Here is a 16,559-nt window from a genome sequence, read left to right as displayed (position 1 = left end):
AAATTTATGACCGCTAACGGATTTCTACAACTAGCAATCTTTCTTTTAGTTCTACTTCTTTTAACTAAACCACTTGGCAGCTATATGACAAAAATTTTTACTGGAGAAAAAACTTTATTGAGTAAAGTGCTATCTCCTTTAGAAAATTTAGTTTATAGAATTTGCCAAATAGACCAAACTCCTCAGCATTGGACAAATTATGCAATTTCACTGATTTTATTTAATTTTGTAGGGGTAATAGTGCTTTATCTGCTCCAAAGATTACAATCTTTTTTACCTCTTAACCCACAAAATTTTACTTCTATAGCTTCAGACCTAGCTTTTAATACTGCCGTTAGTTTTGTTAGCAATACTAACTGGCAAGCTTATAGCGGTGAATCAACTATGAGCTATTTAACTCAAATGTCTGGGCTGGCGGTACAAAACTTTGTTTCTGCTGCTACAGGTCTTGCAGTTGCAATAGCCTTTATTCGTGGCATTGCTGAACGAGAAGCAAAAACTATTGGTAATTTTTGGGTAGATTTAACCCGGTCAGTAGTTTACATCCTTTTGCCATTTTCGCTAGTTGGAGCATTAGTTTTAGTTTCTCAAGGAGTAGTTCAAAACTTTAATCCCTATGTTACAGCTAAAAGAGTTGAAACGGTGATAGTAGAAAAAATTGATGTTAATGGGACTAAAACCATAGAAACTATTACTGATCAAGTTATTGCCCAAGGCCCGGTTGCTTCACAGGAAATTATTAAACAGCTTGGTACAAATGGAGGTGGTTTTTTTAATGCTAACTCTGCTCATCCATATGAAAACCCAACTCCATTAACTAACTTTATTTCAATGTTGGCTATTTTCCTGATTCCATCAGCACTAACTTACACATTAGGCAAAATGACAGGTAATCAAAAACATGGCTGGGCAGTTTTTACGGCTATGTCAATTTTGTTTCTAGCAGGATTTTTGGTTGTCTATCACTTTGAAGCTAAGGGAAACCCTCAGTTTACCCAATACAATGTTGACCAAGTAGCCATTGAAAACACGGGACAAGAGCAAGCAGGCGGCAATATGGAAGGCAAAGAAGTCCGTTTTGGAATTGCAAATTCCGCGCTTTTTGCTACTGCAACCACAGATGCTTCTTGTGGGGCTGTTAATTCAATGCATGACTCCTACACTCCGCTTGGTGGAATGATTTTATTGCTCAACATTATGTTAGGCGAAGTAATTTTTGGCGGTGTAGGTGCTGGACTTTATGGAATGTTGGTTATGGTAATACTAACCGTTTTTATTGCTGGCCTTATGGTTGGACGAACACCAGAATATTTAGGAAAGAAAATAGAAGCTAAAGAAATAAAAATGGCTATGCTTTACGCGCTAGTTTTTGCTGTAACTATTTTGATTTTTTCCTCTTGGTCAAGTGTTGCTAGTTATGGAGTCTCTAAAATAAATAACTCTGGGCCTCATGGGTTGTCAGAAATTGTTTATGCTTTTTCATCGGCTACAGGCAATAATGGATCGGCCTTTGCTGGCATTACAGTCAATACATTTTGGTATAACATTACGTTAGGTTTATCAATGTTAATTGGTAGATTTTTAATGATTATTCCTGTATTAGCAATTGCAGGAAATTTAGCAGCTAAAAAGTCTGTACCTGTTTCTGCTGGTACATTTCCAGTCCATACACCTTTATTTGTCCTACTACTAATTAGTGTAATTTTAATTGTTGGAGCATTGACATTCTTTCCTATGCTCTCACTAGGCCCTATTGTTGAACATTTCCTAATGAATTCAAACATTAGTTTTTAAGGAAAGAAAGCTGAGATAAACAAAATGCCACAAAATACTAAAGCATTATTTGAAAGTTCAATTGTAAAAACTGCTATTAAAGACTCTTTGCGAAAATTAGATCCTCGGATAATGGCTAAAAATCCAGTAATGTTTGTTGTAGAAATCGGTAGCTTACTGACTACGCTACTCTTAATACGTGATATTGCTCAAGGACAAACTGCAAACCTACTTTTTACTGTACAAATAACTATTTGGCTTTGGTTTACTGTTCTGTTTGCTAATTTTGCTGAAGCTATGGCTGAGGGACGAGGCAAAGCACAAGCCGACACTTTAAGAAAAGCTAAAAGTGAAACTGTTGCTTATCGGATCTTAAGCAATAATGCCAATACTGCTAACAAGTTTGACATTGACAAAATTGCAACAGAAGAGATTTCCGCCTTAAAATTACGTAAGGGTGATGTTGTTTTAGTCAAAGCAGGTCAATTTATTCCTGGGGATGGTGAAGTAATTGCTGGTGTTGCTTCGGTTGATGAGTCGGCAATCACTGGAGAAAGTGCGCCTGTGATTCGTGAGTCTGGCGGGGATCGTTCGGCTGTGACTGGTGGAACTAAAGTTTTATCAGACTGGATCAAGATTCGTATAACTTCAAATCCTGGCGAGACATTTTTAGATCGAATGATTGCACTTGTTGAAGGCGCAGAGCGTCAAAAGACACCTAATGAAATAGCCTTAAATATTTTATTAGCAGGATTAACAATTATTTTTCTCTTAGCTGTTGCAACGCTTTTACCTTATGCAATTTATAGTGTAGAGGCTTCTAACGGTGCAGGAATTTTTAAGTCGGCTCAAGTTCCATCAATTACAGTGCTTATAGCATTACTTGTTTGTTTAATTCCAACTACAATTGGCGGATTGCTTTCAGCCATTGGGATTGCTGGAATGGATCGACTAATTCAGCATAATGTTTTGGCTATGAGTGGTCGAGCAGTAGAGGCAGCAGGCGATGTTAATGTTTTGCTGTTAGATAAAACTGGCACAATTACTTTAGGCAATCGTCAAGCAACAGAATTTATTCCAATGCCAGAAATTAACGAAACAGAATTAGCCGACATAGCACAACTAGCAAGTCTTTCTGATGAAACTCCTGAAGGTCGCTCTATTGTCGTGCTAGCTAAAACAAAATATAAACTTCGTGGACGAGATTTAGCCCAAAAAGATATGCTGTTTGTTCCTTTTACGGCTCAAACTAGGATGTCTGGAGTAGATTTTGCAGGTCGCGTAATTCGTAAAGGTTCTTATGATGCTGTACTAAATTTTGTTAAAGAACAAAATGGAACTATCCCAACAGAGCTAAAAGCGGCTGTAGAACGGGTTTCCGGTGCTGGTGGTACTCCATTAGTTGTAGCAGATGGCAACCGCATTTTAGGAGTTATTTACCTAAAAGATATTGTCAAAGGTGGAATTAGAGAGCGTTTTACACAGTTAAGAAATATGGGAATTAAAACCATTATGATTACTGGTGATAACTCGCTAACGGCAGCGGCAATTGCTCAAGAAGCTGGTGTAGATGATTTTTTAGCAGAAGCTAAACCTAAAGATAAATTAGATTTAATTAAAAAAGAGCAAGCTGAAGGTAAACTTGTAGCAATGACTGGAGATGGAACTAATGATGCTCCTGCCCTAGCTCAATCTGATGTTGGCGTAGCAATGAACACCGGCACAATGGCAGCTAAAGAAGCTGGAAATATGGTAGACCTTGACTCAAACCCTACTAAATTGATTGAAATTGTTGAAATCGGCAAACAACTTTTAATGACCCGCGGGGCTTTGACTACGTTTTCTATTTCAAATGATGTTGCTAAGTATTTTGCTATTATTCCTGCTATTTTTTCTGGTCTTTATGTGATATCAGGAAGTTCTAATAGTCCGCTATCAACATTAAATATTATGGGTCTTTCAAGTCCTGAATCAGCGATATTATCAGCCGTAATTTTTAACGCTTTAATAATCGTTTTTTTAATTCCTTTAGCATTAAGAGGAATTAAATATAAACCAATGAGTGCAGCACAACTTCTTAGGCGTAATCTAGTAATTTATGGCTTAGGTGGTGTGATAATTCCTTTTATTGGAATTAAGTTTATTGATTTGATAATTAGAGCTTTAGGTTTAGCCTAAAAATTGGAAATTGAAGGAAAAGAAAATGAGTTGGCTAAAACAAATATATACCGCAGTAATGGCAATCGTAGTGTTTACAATAATTACAGGTTTAATTTACCCATTAGTTGTTACTTTGCTAGCTCAAGCTTTATTTAATGATCAAGCTAATGGAAGTTTAATTAAAAAAGATGGTCAAATAGTTGGCTCTCGTCTTATTGGTCAATCTTTTAGTAGCAATGAGTATTTTTACTCTCGACCATCTGCGGCAGGTGTTGGTTATGATGCAACCTCATCAGGTGGTACTAATTGGGGGCCAACAAATCACTTACTTATTGATAGGGTTAAAGTTAACGCTACAAGCTTAAAAAAAGAAAATCCTAATTCTTTGATTCCTGTAGATTTAGTTACAGCTTCGGCTTCAGGTCTTGACCCTGATATTAGTCCAGCCTCAGCACATTTTCAAATTAGCCGTGTTGCCAGGGCTAGAAATGTTTCTGAGCAACAAATCAAAGATTTAGTTACAAAACACACTAAAGCACGACAATTTAATATACTTGGAGAAAATCGAGTTAATGTATTAGAGTTAAACTTAGACCTAGACGCAACTTATCCAGTTAAAAAACAATAGTTTATGAGCGAGTACCAAGATAAAAGACCTGATCCAGACAATTTACTAGCCAAACTAGCAGAGGCAGATCGGCCTAGACTACGTATTTATATTGGTGCTGCACCTGGTGTAGGTAAAACTTATCAAATGTTAGAGGACGCTCATTCACTTCGTAAACAAGGCCAAGATGTAGTAATTGGACTAGTTGAAACCTTTGGACGTGAAGAAACAGAAAAACAAATTGGTGACTTAGAAGTAATTCCACGTAAACAAATCTCTTACCGTGAAGTCACCTTGTCGGAAATGGATGTAGACGCAATTCTAGCTCGTAAACCTCAGATTTGTTTGGTTGATGAGCTAGCTCATACAAATGTTCCTGGTTCAAAAAATAAAAAACGCTATGAAGATGTTTTAGATTTACTTGATGCTGGAATTAATGTAATGACGGCTGTAAATATCCAACATGTTGAAACGCTTAATGATACGGTGATGAAATCCTCTGGTGTTAAGGTACGCGAAACCGTCCCAGATGCTTTTTTTGAACGTGCAGACGAGATTATTAATGTTGATATTAGCGTTGATGAACTACAAAACCGGCTAAAACAAGGCAAAGTTTATCGTCCAGAAAAAGTTGAACAAGCACTAAATAATTTTTTTAAGATAAGCAATCTTTCAACTTTACGTGAACTAGCACTGCGAACTGTTGCAGAACAAGTTAGCGTCAAAGCGGCTCAATATCGTGAAAGAGAAGGCTTAGAGCCAGCATCTATTCCAGAAACCGTTATGGTTTGTATGTCTTCTAGCACCACGGCACCAAAAATGATCCGTACCGGAGCTAGAATTGCTGGCCGACTGGCTGCGCGTTGGTATGCTGTTTATATAGAAACACCTAGAGAGGATGCAAAGCATATTCGCTCAGAAGATGCCCGCCAACTTTCTAGCAATATTGCTCTAGCTGAAGAATTAGGAGCAACAATTGTTAAATTAAAAGCTGAACGTCCCGCAGATGGCCTAATTAATTTTGCTAAACGTGAAGGAATCACCCATGTAATTTTTGGTCAATCTGCCCGTTCTCGCTGGGAACTGTTGGTTAAAGGTTCTGTTATTGACCGTTTTCTTGACGAAGTTAAAGAAGCGGCTGTCCAAGTTATTCCCACTGCCGAACAAAGACCAAATAAGCCTTCCCGTTGGAAATTGCCAGCAGATTGGCTAAGTTATCTAGTCGCTATCGTTGGACAAGTAGTTGTAGTTATTATATTTAAGCTATTTACAGTTAATAGCACAACTGTAGCTTTAACTTTACTGCTTATTGTACAAGTCGCGGCTTCACTTCGTGGTTTAGGCCCAAGTTTTGTTGCTGCACTAATTGGAATGCTTTGTTTTAACTACTTTTTTCTTCCACCTGTTAAAACTTTTACCATTCAAGACCCACAAAACTGGGTTGCTCTAACAGCATTTACCATAACGGCAATTATTACCAGCCATTTTTCTGCTTCTGCAAAAGCCCGTGCTGAAGACGCAGAAAAACGACGTGAAGACGTTTGGCGACTCTATGAACTTGGCAGAACAATTATTGCAACCCCTGATTCAGAAACAGCAACCACTATGATTGCTCGCCAAGTTGTTGATGTCTTTAAGCTAGATTATTGCTGTATTTTTGCCCCTGATAGCGAAGGAAAATTAAAAAAACTAACCCTTGCAACTGAACTAAATAATATTCACTCTTTAGTTAAAGAAGAGCTTGTAAATGAAGTTTTTCAGCTAGGCGAATTAAAAATACTTAATAAATATAGTGAATATTACCCAACTAATATTAATAGTCCTATTAATCAACTAGCTTATGTTCCTTTAAGAGTTGGTCTTAAGTGTATTGGAGTAATGATAGTCAGGGCTGACACTTTAGAGCGTACAACTTTAGAAGCGACCGCCGGACTAGTAGCATTAGCACTTGAAAGAATCCGGTTCTTGCAAGAAGTTAGCCATACAGAAACCTTACGCCAAAGCGATAAATTAAAGTCGGCTTTGCTTGCGTCCGTTTCTCATAACCTGCGGACTCCGTTAACAGCAATTCGCACTTGTGTAGACAGTTTGCTACAAAAAAATATTTCAATGGATCAAGAAAAGTCTACCGAATTTCTTTCTATAATTGATGAGCAATCTCACCGGCTAAGTCAGGTAGTCAATAATCTTTTAGAAATGGCACGTATCGAAGCAGGAGAATTAAAATTAAAGAAAACATGGACAGATGTTTCAGAGCTTTTTACTAATTCATTACAACGTTGTGCAATTGCGTTACGTGACCATAAAATTGAAGTTAATCTGTCTGAAGATATGCCACTTGTTAAAATAGATTCGGCTTTACTTGAAGAAGTATTACTTAATCTATTAGAAAATGCTGCTAAATATTCACCAAAACAAACTAAAATTATTTTAGCTGGAAAACTTCAAGCAGAAGAATTACTTATAAGTGTCAAAGATCACGGTCAAGGAATTGATTTAGCAGAACAAAAAAAGGTTTTTGATAAGTTTTACCGCACAAATCGAGATGATAAAAACCGTCCTGCGGGCTTAGGCATGGGGTTAGCTATTGCTCGTGGTATTGTAGAACTTCATGACGGTAAAATATGGGTAGAAAGTCAATTAGGCAAAGGATCCACCTTTTATTTTTCTCTACCTGTGGAATATAAAGATTTATCGTCCTTAATGCCTAGCGAGGAAATTTAAGTGAAAAGTATTTTGTTAGTAGATGATGAATTAGCAATTTTAAGGGCTATACGTGCTAGCCTTTCAGCCAATGGCTATGAGGTCAGAACAGCTAAAAACGGTCAAGATGCACTAGATGAAATACGTAAAGAACAACCTGATCTAGTAATTTTAGATTTGGTAATGCCCGATATTACAGGTTTAGAAGTATGCCGCCGAGTTAGAGAATTTTCTAAAGTCCCTATCATCATACTTTCGGCCAAAGGCGAAGACCAAGACAAAGTAATAGCCTTAGACCTTGGAGCAGATGATTATGTTACTAAACCTTTTAATTTAGATGTTTTACTAGCTCGTATTCGTGCTGTTTTAAGACGTACAAATACTAATGAAATAGAAGAAAATATCTTAAAAATTAATGATGTAATTGTTGATGTAGAAAGCCGTCGAGTCACAGTAGCAGGTAAAGAAATCAAGCTTACACCTAAAGAATTTGAGGTATTACGTTATTTAATTTTACGTGCTGGAAAAATCGTCACTCATCGAGCATTATTGCAATCAATTTGGGGTTGGGAGTTTGTTGATCAAATAGAATACCTAAGAGTTTTTGTTAATCAGCTTAGAAAAAAACTAGAACCTGATCCACACCATCCACGCTATATTTTGACTGAACCTTGGGTTGGCTATCGTTTTGCCTTAGAAAGTAGCGACCACAAAGAAGGACTATAAAACGCTATCTGTTGATTTTTCAGCAGTTACAGGAGCAGGAGGAATTTCTTTCCCTTGGGCTTCAAGTTCTTGAAGTAAAACTTCCTGGTATTCTTTACGCCAATCAACTTCAAATTCTGCCTTTTCAACAATGTTTTGTAGTAAGTAGTTTTGATAGATTAAGTATAAAAGTACAAGTAAAACCGGCCAGATAACCAACATTGTTTTAAGCGCAGCTAAAACTTCCTGCCAACTCCAAAGCCCTAGCCACTGTAAAAGCAGGAGCAAAAGAGAAACTATTGTTATTTGTGCAAAGCGTTGTCGAAGATTGATATCTGGAGCATAGACTAAAAATCTTTTTAGAAGCCATGCGACCAAGAAAATATCTATCCAACCGCGCATTGCTATTATTTCTATTTCACTCACAAACTTTGCTCCTATTAAGTTAAGCTACAGGAAATAAAGTTGGAAACAATATTTCTGCTGTATTAATTGGAAAACGTAGTGATACAGCACCTTTAGGGGTGTCTGAAGCTAAAATGCCAGCTTCAACTAATTTAGATAACAAAGCTCTAGCAGTGCGCTCTTTAAGACCTGTTATTCTGGTTACTTCACCTCTAGCTAGTTCACCACGCATCAAAACTGCTTCTAGGATATAAAAGGCTTCTACTTTAAGCGAGTGTAAATCAACATAAGTTTTAAGCCTAGCAGCAAGTGTATCTAGTTCAAAGAGTTTTTCCATAAAGGTTACTTGGTCAAGACAAACTTTTAGAAACCAGACTATAAAAGCTTTAAGAGCTTTGAGGGATAAATTACCTCTACCATCTAAATCTCCTTGGCGTGGAGTGTCAGCATAATCCATCATTTGTTTATAGTCGCTACGACTTGATAAGCCTCGTGCTAACCCTCTTGATACTGACCAAAGAGCATGCGCTCCTATACCTGCTTCAAGTGCCATAGCATGACTCATTAGCCTGCTTACACGCCCATTTCCGTCAAGAAATGGATGAATATAATTAAATCTATGGTGTGCTGCTGCCATTGCTATAATTTTGCTACCTTTGCCTAGGTACTCAAACTTATATCGTTTTTGAAAATATTCCATAAAATTTTGCACATAAATACTTGATGGTGGTAAATGTTGGCCTACAGATACTTCATGCTCTGGTTTAGAGCGAAATTGCCCTGGCTCAATCCTAATAATTTGAGTGATATTTTTTATGTACAACATCCTATCAGGAGCATCTTCATAAAAAGCTTTGTGTATCCAGCAAATAAAAGCAATAGAGGCTGGTTCTGGCAAAAGACCTTCAACATATTGACGGTCTATTTCACGTTGGACGCGAATATGAGCAAGTGCTTCTAATTGCAGATCTCGCCGTTCATCAGAACTAGCTAATTTATTGGCTAGAGCTTGTTCAATTTCGCGGGGTTTGGTATTGTGGCCTTCTATTAAGTTAGAATAATAGCAATTCATTATCCTAACCAAATCAGCTAGACTAGCGGCAGTAGCAGGTTTAAGACGATTGCCTAGCCTTTCCGTTACTGTAGATAAAGAAGCTATAAGGTCTATAATTTCTGCACCTGCTTCTTCTAAAAAGCAAGGTTCTATTCTGGAAGGTGTCTCTATTATTGCCATATTGCCGATCTTTAATAACTGTATTTTATTGATATTATAGTAGATACATAAAATTATACAAATATATTGCCGATTCTGTTGCCGATCTTAAAAACCGTTTCTTAAATCTAGCTTTTGCTCAATAAAACTAACTGGAAAATTTTGTAACTTTTTTCTTTCTCATCTGTTTTTTGTATAGATAAAAATTATGGATAAAGAAAAATTTACAATAACTTTTAATGAAAATTACCCTAGGTTATGCCGTGTCCTAAAATATATGTTAGGAGATTTAAGCCTAGCTCAAGATATTGCTCAAGAAACTTTACTCCGTTTTTATCAGCAAAATAACCAAGATTTATCAACAATGGAAATTCGAGCTTGGTTATTTAGAGTTGCACATAACTTAGCATTAAATGAAATAGCTAAAAGGCAAACTAAAATAAAATTTTTTGATCGTGTTGCAAATTTTTTTAAGCCTAAGCCGCTGGATCCTCAAAAAACCTTAGAAGATATAGAAGAAGCTAAAGAGTTAGCAGATTTATTAAAACTGTTGCCAGAGGATCAACGCCTAGCACTTTTGCTACGAGAACAAGAAGAAATGAGCTATCAAGAAATTGCAAAAGTGCTAAACATTTCAGAGAGTAAAGTTAAGGTAGATATTTTTCGTGCTAGAAATACATTACGTTCTAAATGGCAAATTTCACAAAAAAGTAAACAAAAAAGTAAACAGGTAAAATAATTATGCAGTGTCAATGGACAATAAAAATATCTCAAATGATAGATGGTGAACTTTCTCCAGAAGAAGTCATCAAAGTTCGCGCTCACTTAGCAAGCTGTATAATTTGCCATAGTGCGCATAAAGATTTCCTGGATCTAGGAGAAAATCTTAAGACTTATCAACAGGATATTAATCCTGTTTTACAACAACAGGCACTTAATAAAATTTTAGCTACTCATGCTTATCTATGGCAAAAAAATATATTGCTACCAGCACCAACACTAGCAGTTATTTTATGTGTTGTTTTCCTGTTAGGTGTTTTTATTAGTATGTTAAACGGTTCTTTTGCAGATCCTACAAAACAAAATAATCAAGTCTCAAATAACAATAAGCCTTTTATAGAAAAAGATTTATCCTTTTATGATCGTGGAGGACGAACAACTATTTTAGTAGTTAAAAAGTCATCCCTTAAGTTAGGAGAAAAAGCAAAATGAGATTAAAAAGCAAATACAAATTATTTCTTTGCACTTTTCTTTTTCTCTTAATAAATAGTAATAAACATAGTTTTAGCTTTTCTCAAAACAACTTGCCAACAACCGTAAAAAGAATCCAATTTAAGGTTTCCACCATAGAAGAAACATCCCAAAATCGTCATCTTTTGGCAGAATCTATCATTGAAGGCCCAGTAGGAACAGATTTTGAGATTAACTTAAAAGACAAAAAATTTAATATGGATGCTTATTTTTTGACAGACTTAGAGTCTGATGAGCAATTGACTATACAAGCAAAACTTAACACCAAACGTTATTATGGGCAGTCAGAAAAAAATCTCCCTCTTTATGAACAAGATGAGCAAAAACATAACCTAACAGTTAATTTAGATGAAGCTATTTTACTATTGCCATTTGGCAATAGTACCAACGATGAAAAACTTAAAATTGAAATTATTCCATCTTTTATAACTAGAAATATTGTAGATGGGAAAGAATTACCCTTAACCATTGATATTGTTAAACCTGACTTAAATGGGAAAATCAATGTCAGGGCTTATAAAATCCCTCATAGATTTAACTTAGTAGCTAAATTGCTAGCAGATGGTAAGGAAATAGCTAAAGGCGTGACAGAGTGCTTTTTTAAGCAACCAAAAGAAATACAGTTAGATTTTTATTCTACAGTTAGCCAAGAATCTAGCATTTATCCACTTGTATTATCTCTAGATGTTAGTAAGTTTGAGCGTTCTTGTCCTACAAATAGTTTTGAGTTAGGTTTTGACATTTTTCGACTTAATCAAACTAAAAACCAAAAAGAGCCAATTATTGAAAATGGTGCGGGTGCAGGCAATTTTGGAGAAGAACTTAACTACGATTTAACTAATCTCTATTTACCAACTTCAAATAAAAAATATGAATTGAAAATTTCTCTCACTGTAGCCAACAACGAATAACAACATTAACTAGTCAGTAAATTTATTAGTTTTTGCCTAAGTTAAAACATAGGCAAGATAAGGAGTTTTTATGCTTAAAAATATTTGTATCTTGTTGATATTATTCTTTTTTACTGGTCAATTAGTCCTAGCAGAAAGCCCATCTATAGATCTCAAAATAGCTAGCCGTTACTTTCAGGAAACAGAAGAACTTTGTAAAAAAAATAAAACTTTATGGAATGTGCCACTTTATGGGCCGATACTTTTTGTTGATCCAGAAAGCCGTATGATAGTTGCTAACCAAGCTGATAAAAAAGGCTTACTTAAGGCTAAAGATGGTGTTTTTCTTGGAGTTTTACCTAAAGAAGTAACCATTGCTAACACTGCTGTTGATTGGGCTGGAAATAAATGGTCAATGGTAAAATGGCCGCTTCCAGAAGAAAGACAGCCTAGAGAGCAATTAATTACGCACGAACTTTTCCACCGAATTCAATCGGAACTAGGTTTAATCACTAAAGAAGCTCAAAATAAACATTTAGAAAGCAAAATTGGTAGAATATGGTTACGTTTAGAATGGCAAGCCTTGGAAAAAGCATTATACCAAGAAGGTATAGAACAACAAAAAGCTATTAAAGATGTAATATATTTTAGAGAATATCGACGAAGTTTATTTAATAATAGCTGGATAGAAGAAAATTATTTAGAAATAAATGAAGGATTAGCTGAGTATACAGGAATTAAATTAAGCTCTAAATCTCCTAAAGAATTTGCTTTTATTGCTGGTTATAATTTAAAGCAAGCCCATAGAAAACCCTCTTATACTCGTTCTTTTGCTTATGCTAGTGGCCCTGCTTATGGTTGTCTACTTGATCGAATTATTCCTAGCTGGAAAAAATCCATTAATAAAGATAGTGATCTAGCAAAATTGCTTCAAACAACTCTTAAGATAAACTTTGCTTCTCTTTCAGAAAAAGAAGCTATTTTAAGAGCTACAAACTATGACGGAGAAGAACTTATTGCTTTAGAAACAAAACGGGATTTGCTTTATCAAGAACGAGCAACAAAATATCTTTCTCAGCTTGTAGAAAAAGAAATATTTATAATACCTCTTGGCGATAAGGTCAGTTACTCATTTAATCCCAACAATTTATTTGTATTAGAAAATATTGGAACGGTTTACCCAACTATGGAAGTAATTGACGAATGGGGAATTTTAGAAGTTTTTGATGGTGCTTTGGTTTTTCAAGAAAATGGGAAGCTAACCAAACTTCATATAACAAAACCTGTTGATCCAGTTAGTAAAACTTTACAAGGAAATGGCTGGAAGTTGGACTTAAAAGCTGGTTGGAAAATAGTTCCGGCTGAACGCAATGGAGATTTTAAGCTAGAAAAAGAAGAACCTAAAATCTAAAACCTGCTAATAATTCTTCTCTAAAGCTTGACAGATACTCTAAAAATCCCAAGATTAACTAAAACAAATATATGAGGGATTATTTTTATGATTAAAACTGTTGGATATGCTGCTCATAATGAGACTAGTCAACTTGTACCTTTTACTTTTGAACGTCGGGATCTTGGTTCACAAGATATACTTATAGAAATTCTTTATTGTGGAATTTGTCATTCAGATATTCATCAAGCGCGTAATGAGTGGAAAAACTCTACTTACCCTATGGTGCCTGGGCATGAAATTGTTGGACGAGTTACCAAAATTGGTAACGAAGTTACTAAATTTAAGGAAGGCGATATAGCCGGAGTAGGCTGTATGGTTGACTCTTGCCGAAGTTGTGAAAATTGCAAAGAAGGCTTTGAACAATTTTGTCAAAAACATGTGGCCTATACTTATAACTCTACAGAAATGGACGAAAAAACCCCTACTTATGGAGGCTATTCATCACACATAGTTGTTGATCAAGCATTTGCTCTAAAAATTTCTCCTGAGCAACCGCTTACAGGAGTTGCGCCTTTACTGTGTGCTGGAATTACGACTTATTCACCCCTAAAACGCTATGTCAAAGCAGGTGACAAAGTAGGAAAAGTTGGTTTAGGAGGTTTAGGACATATGGGCGTTAAAATTGCAGTTGCTATGGGTGCTGATGTAACTGTTTTTAGCACATCTCTTTCAAAAAAAGACGACGCTCATAAATTAGGCGCACATAATTTTGTTCCTACTAAACCAGCTGAAAACCTCGCGCCTTTAGCTAATAAGTTTGACTTTATACTTGATACAGTCTCAGCCGATCATGATCTTAAAATGTACCTACAATTACTTAAACTAAATGGAACTATGGTTTTAGTAGGCGCACCAGAAGAGCCAGCAAAAGTTGAAGCATTTGCACTATTAAGAAATAATCGTAGCCTAGCAGGTTCAAGTATTGGTGGAATCCCTGAAACACAGGAAATGTTAGATTTTTGTGCAGAAAAAAATATTCTTTCTGATGTAGAGGTAATTTCTGTAAATCAGCTTGAAGAAGCCTATACAAGAACAATTAAAAGCGATGTACGGTATCGCTTTGTTATAGACTTAAAAACTTTACCTGAAGTTAGCTAAAAGTCTTTCTAGCTTTTATAGATACTTAATTATAATGGTGTAGGTCATAAGCTCTACACCATTATTAGGAAAAATAAAATGCTTCGTATTTTAATTAGTTTAATCGCAATAATTTTTATCCTTCAATTAGATAATCTTTTTGCTCAAACCAAAGAAAATAAAGTGGTTGCATCTTTTGCTAATGTGCAACAAAATGGCTTGCCGACTGGATGGGATCACAAAGAATTAAAAGGTAAAAATAATTATAGTGTTGTAGAAGACGATGGAATGAAAGTCTTAAAAGCAGATAGCAAATCTGCTGCATCAGGACTATTTAAGCAGCTAGATATTGACCCTAAGCAATATCAACTAGTTAGTTGGCAATGGAAAATAACAAACTTGGCAGCTAAAGCAGATGAAAGCAAAAAAGATGGTGACGATTGCGTAGCAAGAACTTTTGTTATTTTTCAAGATCCGCTACCTCGTGCTAGTGCTTATTCAAAGCTTAAACACAAGCTAGCAACAAGTTTTTCTAGCTTTGTTCCAACAGGTGTAGCAATTTGTTATGTTTGGGGCAATAAGCTAGCTAAAAATCAAGATGTTAATAGCCCTTACACTGATTGGGTGCGAGTAGTTGCTGTAGAAAGCGGCAAAGAAAAATTGGGGCAATGGGTAAATGTTGAAAGAAATGTTTTTGAGGATTTTAAGAGAATTTACGGCGTTGAACCAAAGAAAATTGTTGCTGTTGCAGTAATGACTGATACAGATCAAACCAAAGAACCTGTTATAACTTATTATAAAGACATAGTTTTTAAGTCTGTTCCTTAAAATTAGACAAAGAAAATCTATGAAATATTTATAATAATTTTTCTAGTTTTTAATCTTCTTTATGTTCCTCACCATCATAATGTAATACTGTGCTTTCATTATCAGTCACAGTTTCTAAATGTACAGTACGCCCCCAAAGTTGTTGAACATATTCCAGGACTTTACGAGCATATTTAAGTTCTAGCTCTACACCTTCGTAGCGGTGTTTAAGGAAAAGTTCACGATTTCCATTATAATCATCATCTGTGACTTCAATATAGGGACAGCCAAAATTAGTCATACTAGCAACTAAGTTGTCTCGTACTTTTTCCCATTTTTTTCTGTAATAGTCCATTCATCATCTTGAAGTTCATAGACAAAAAGGTCTAATTCTTCGCAAAGATCTCTAGTTAAATAATTGCGTAAAAATGAGATATCGTTATCTAGTTCTCTAACTTCAAAGATTTTTGCTCGACCTTCCCCACCTTTGCGACCAAAATTTTTTCGCTCTTCTTCCGTTGGATTATCCCAACGTTTTTCAATATCTTCAAAAATCTTATAGCCTAAATAATAAGGGTTTAATTGATTTTTATGTGGTGAAACTACTGAAGAATGCAAATTAGCAAATTCAATATGTTCATCATCATTTAGGTCTAACTCTCGCATAATTCGTGCATGCCAAAATGATGCCCAGCCTTCATTCATTATTTTGGTTTGCATTTGAGGAACAAAGTATTCCATTTCTTGGTGAATCATTGCCATAATATCGCGCTGCCAGGGTTCAAGAACAGGCGAATTTTGCATAATAAAATAAACTAAATCTTTTTCTGGTAATGATGGATTTTTTTCTTTACGTTTTTCTTTTTTACCTTTATTTTTTTCTCTTTCTTTATTCTTTTCTGCCTCTATTTTTTGCTTATTTTCTAAACTAAATAGATCATCATAACGTCCTACAGGCTTTGAATTTTTGTCAGACATTTGGCCGCTACGATCTTTTTTAATAAAGAAATTTGGGTCAACGTGTTCTTCAATAGAAAGCACAGCATCTAGAAATTGCTCTACGGTTTTGCGTCCATATTCAAATTCATAATTAGCAATTCTTTGAGCGTGTGCAGAAACCTCATCAACCATTCTACGGTTAGTTTTTGAAAAATAAACATTGTTCTTAAAAAAGTCCACATGTCCTAAAACGTGAGCAATGACCAGTTTATTTTGTAGCAAAGAGTTTGTTTCTAGCAAAAAAGCATAGGAAGGATTTGTATTAATGACAACTTCATAGATTTTAGAAAAGCCAAAATCATACATTGTTTTCATTCGATGGTAGGCTTTGCCAAAAGTCCAATGTGAATAGCGACCTGGCAAAGCATATGACCCAACTTCATACATCACTGTAGCAGGAACAATTTCAAAGCGAACAGGAAAAGGATCTAGCCCATTACTTAAAGCGATATCCCAAATTTGTTTTAGAGCATCATCTAAAGCCTTAACTTCTTTATCCATCGTGTGTTGTCCTCT

At 35.5% G+C, this 16,559-nt stretch carries 13 protein-coding genes and 1 pseudogene; 11 read left to right on the top strand and 3 right to left on the bottom strand.

The window, feature by feature from the left end:
- Positions 1-6 precede the first annotated feature (6 nt).
- The 5 genes from kdpA to IPK14_10860 are packed head-to-tail and all read left to right on the top strand — an operon-like array spanning position 7 to position 7,969.
- Positions 7-1,794 carry a potassium-transporting ATPase subunit KdpA gene (gene kdpA, locus IPK14_10880; protein ID MBK7993893.1) on the top strand — a complete coding sequence of 596 codons (1,788 nt, stop codon included), beginning with the start codon at positions 7-9 and terminating at the stop codon, positions 1,792-1,794.
- Positions 1,795-1,818: 24 nt separating this feature from the next.
- A complete protein-coding gene (kdpB, locus tag IPK14_10875) occupies positions 1,819-3,951 on the top strand; it encodes a potassium-transporting ATPase subunit KdpB (GenBank protein ID MBK7993892.1) in 2,133 nt (710 codons plus the stop codon).
- 25 nt (positions 3,952-3,976) lie between these two features.
- Positions 3,977-4,561 carry a potassium-transporting ATPase subunit KdpC gene (gene kdpC / locus IPK14_10870; protein MBK7993891.1) on the top strand — a complete coding sequence of 195 codons (585 nt, stop codon included), beginning with the start codon at positions 3,977-3,979 and terminating at the stop codon, positions 4,559-4,561.
- Between the two features lie 3 nt (positions 4,562-4,564).
- Complete coding sequence (locus IPK14_10865) at positions 4,565-7,264, top strand: sensor histidine kinase KdpD (protein MBK7993890.1); 2,700 nt, start codon at positions 4,565-4,567, stop codon at positions 7,262-7,264.
- On the top strand, positions 7,265-7,969 hold the full coding sequence (locus tag IPK14_10860; protein ID MBK7993889.1) for a response regulator transcription factor: 705 nt from the start codon (positions 7,265-7,267) through the stop codon (positions 7,967-7,969). It begins immediately after the preceding gene.
- On the opposite strand, the gene IPK14_10855 is transcribed toward IPK14_10860, so the two are convergent.
- Positions 7,964-8,374, bottom strand: coding sequence for a hypothetical protein (locus IPK14_10855; GenBank protein ID MBK7993888.1), 411 nt, complete (start codon positions 8,372-8,374; stop codon positions 7,964-7,966). The genes IPK14_10860 and IPK14_10855 overlap by 6 nt on opposite strands.
- 19 nt (positions 8,375-8,393) lie before the next feature.
- On the bottom strand, positions 8,394-9,581 hold the full coding sequence (locus IPK14_10850; GenBank protein MBK7993887.1) for a Fic family protein: 1,188 nt from the start codon (positions 9,579-9,581) through the stop codon (positions 8,394-8,396).
- A gap of 193 nt (positions 9,582-9,774) precedes the next feature.
- Here IPK14_10850 and IPK14_10845 point away from each other — a divergent pair, with 193 nt between their 5' ends.
- The 6 genes from IPK14_10845 to IPK14_10820 all read left to right on the top strand — a co-directional run bounded on the left by IPK14_10845 (position 9,775) and on the right by IPK14_10820 (position 15,065).
- Positions 9,775-10,305 carry an RNA polymerase sigma factor gene (locus IPK14_10845; GenBank protein MBK7993886.1) on the top strand — a complete coding sequence of 177 codons (531 nt, stop codon included), beginning with the start codon at positions 9,775-9,777 and terminating at the stop codon, positions 10,303-10,305.
- A gap of 2 nt (positions 10,306-10,307) precedes the next feature.
- Positions 10,308-10,778 carry a zf-HC2 domain-containing protein gene (locus tag IPK14_10840; GenBank protein ID MBK7993885.1) on the top strand — a complete coding sequence of 157 codons (471 nt, stop codon included), beginning with the start codon at positions 10,308-10,310 and terminating at the stop codon, positions 10,776-10,778.
- Entirely contained in the window at positions 10,775-11,728 is a 954-nt protein-coding gene (locus IPK14_10835) for a hypothetical protein (GenBank protein ID MBK7993884.1), read from the top strand. The genes IPK14_10840 and IPK14_10835 overlap by 4 nt, the downstream gene beginning before the upstream one ends.
- Before the next feature lie 70 nt (positions 11,729-11,798).
- The gene (locus IPK14_10830; GenBank protein MBK7993883.1) at positions 11,799-13,118 is read left to right on the top strand and encodes a hypothetical protein; all 1,320 of its coding nucleotides are present in this window, start codon (positions 11,799-11,801) and stop codon (positions 13,116-13,118) included.
- A gap of 87 nt (positions 13,119-13,205) precedes the next feature.
- Positions 13,206-14,258: an NAD(P)-dependent alcohol dehydrogenase gene (locus IPK14_10825; GenBank protein ID MBK7993882.1), complete on the top strand. Its 1,053-nt coding sequence runs from the start codon at positions 13,206-13,208 to the stop codon at positions 14,256-14,258.
- Positions 14,259-14,336: 78 nt separating this feature from the next.
- Complete coding sequence (locus IPK14_10820) at positions 14,337-15,065, top strand: DUF3047 domain-containing protein (GenBank protein ID MBK7993881.1); 729 nt, start codon at positions 14,337-14,339, stop codon at positions 15,063-15,065.
- Positions 15,066-15,114: 49 nt separating this feature from the next.
- Here the strand turns inward: IPK14_10820 and IPK14_10815 are convergent.
- Positions 15,115-16,544 (bottom strand): annotated as a pseudogene (locus IPK14_10815) (SpoVR family protein).
- Positions 16,545-16,559: the final 15 nt, after the last annotated feature.

Source organism: Blastocatellia bacterium, from assembly GCA_016713405.1.
In the GTDB taxonomy this organism is placed as follows: domain Bacteria; phylum Acidobacteriota; class Blastocatellia; order Chloracidobacteriales; family JADJPF01; genus JADJPF01.
The sequence above is the reverse complement of the archived record's forward strand: the minus strand, read 5'-3'. Positions and strand labels throughout refer to the sequence as shown.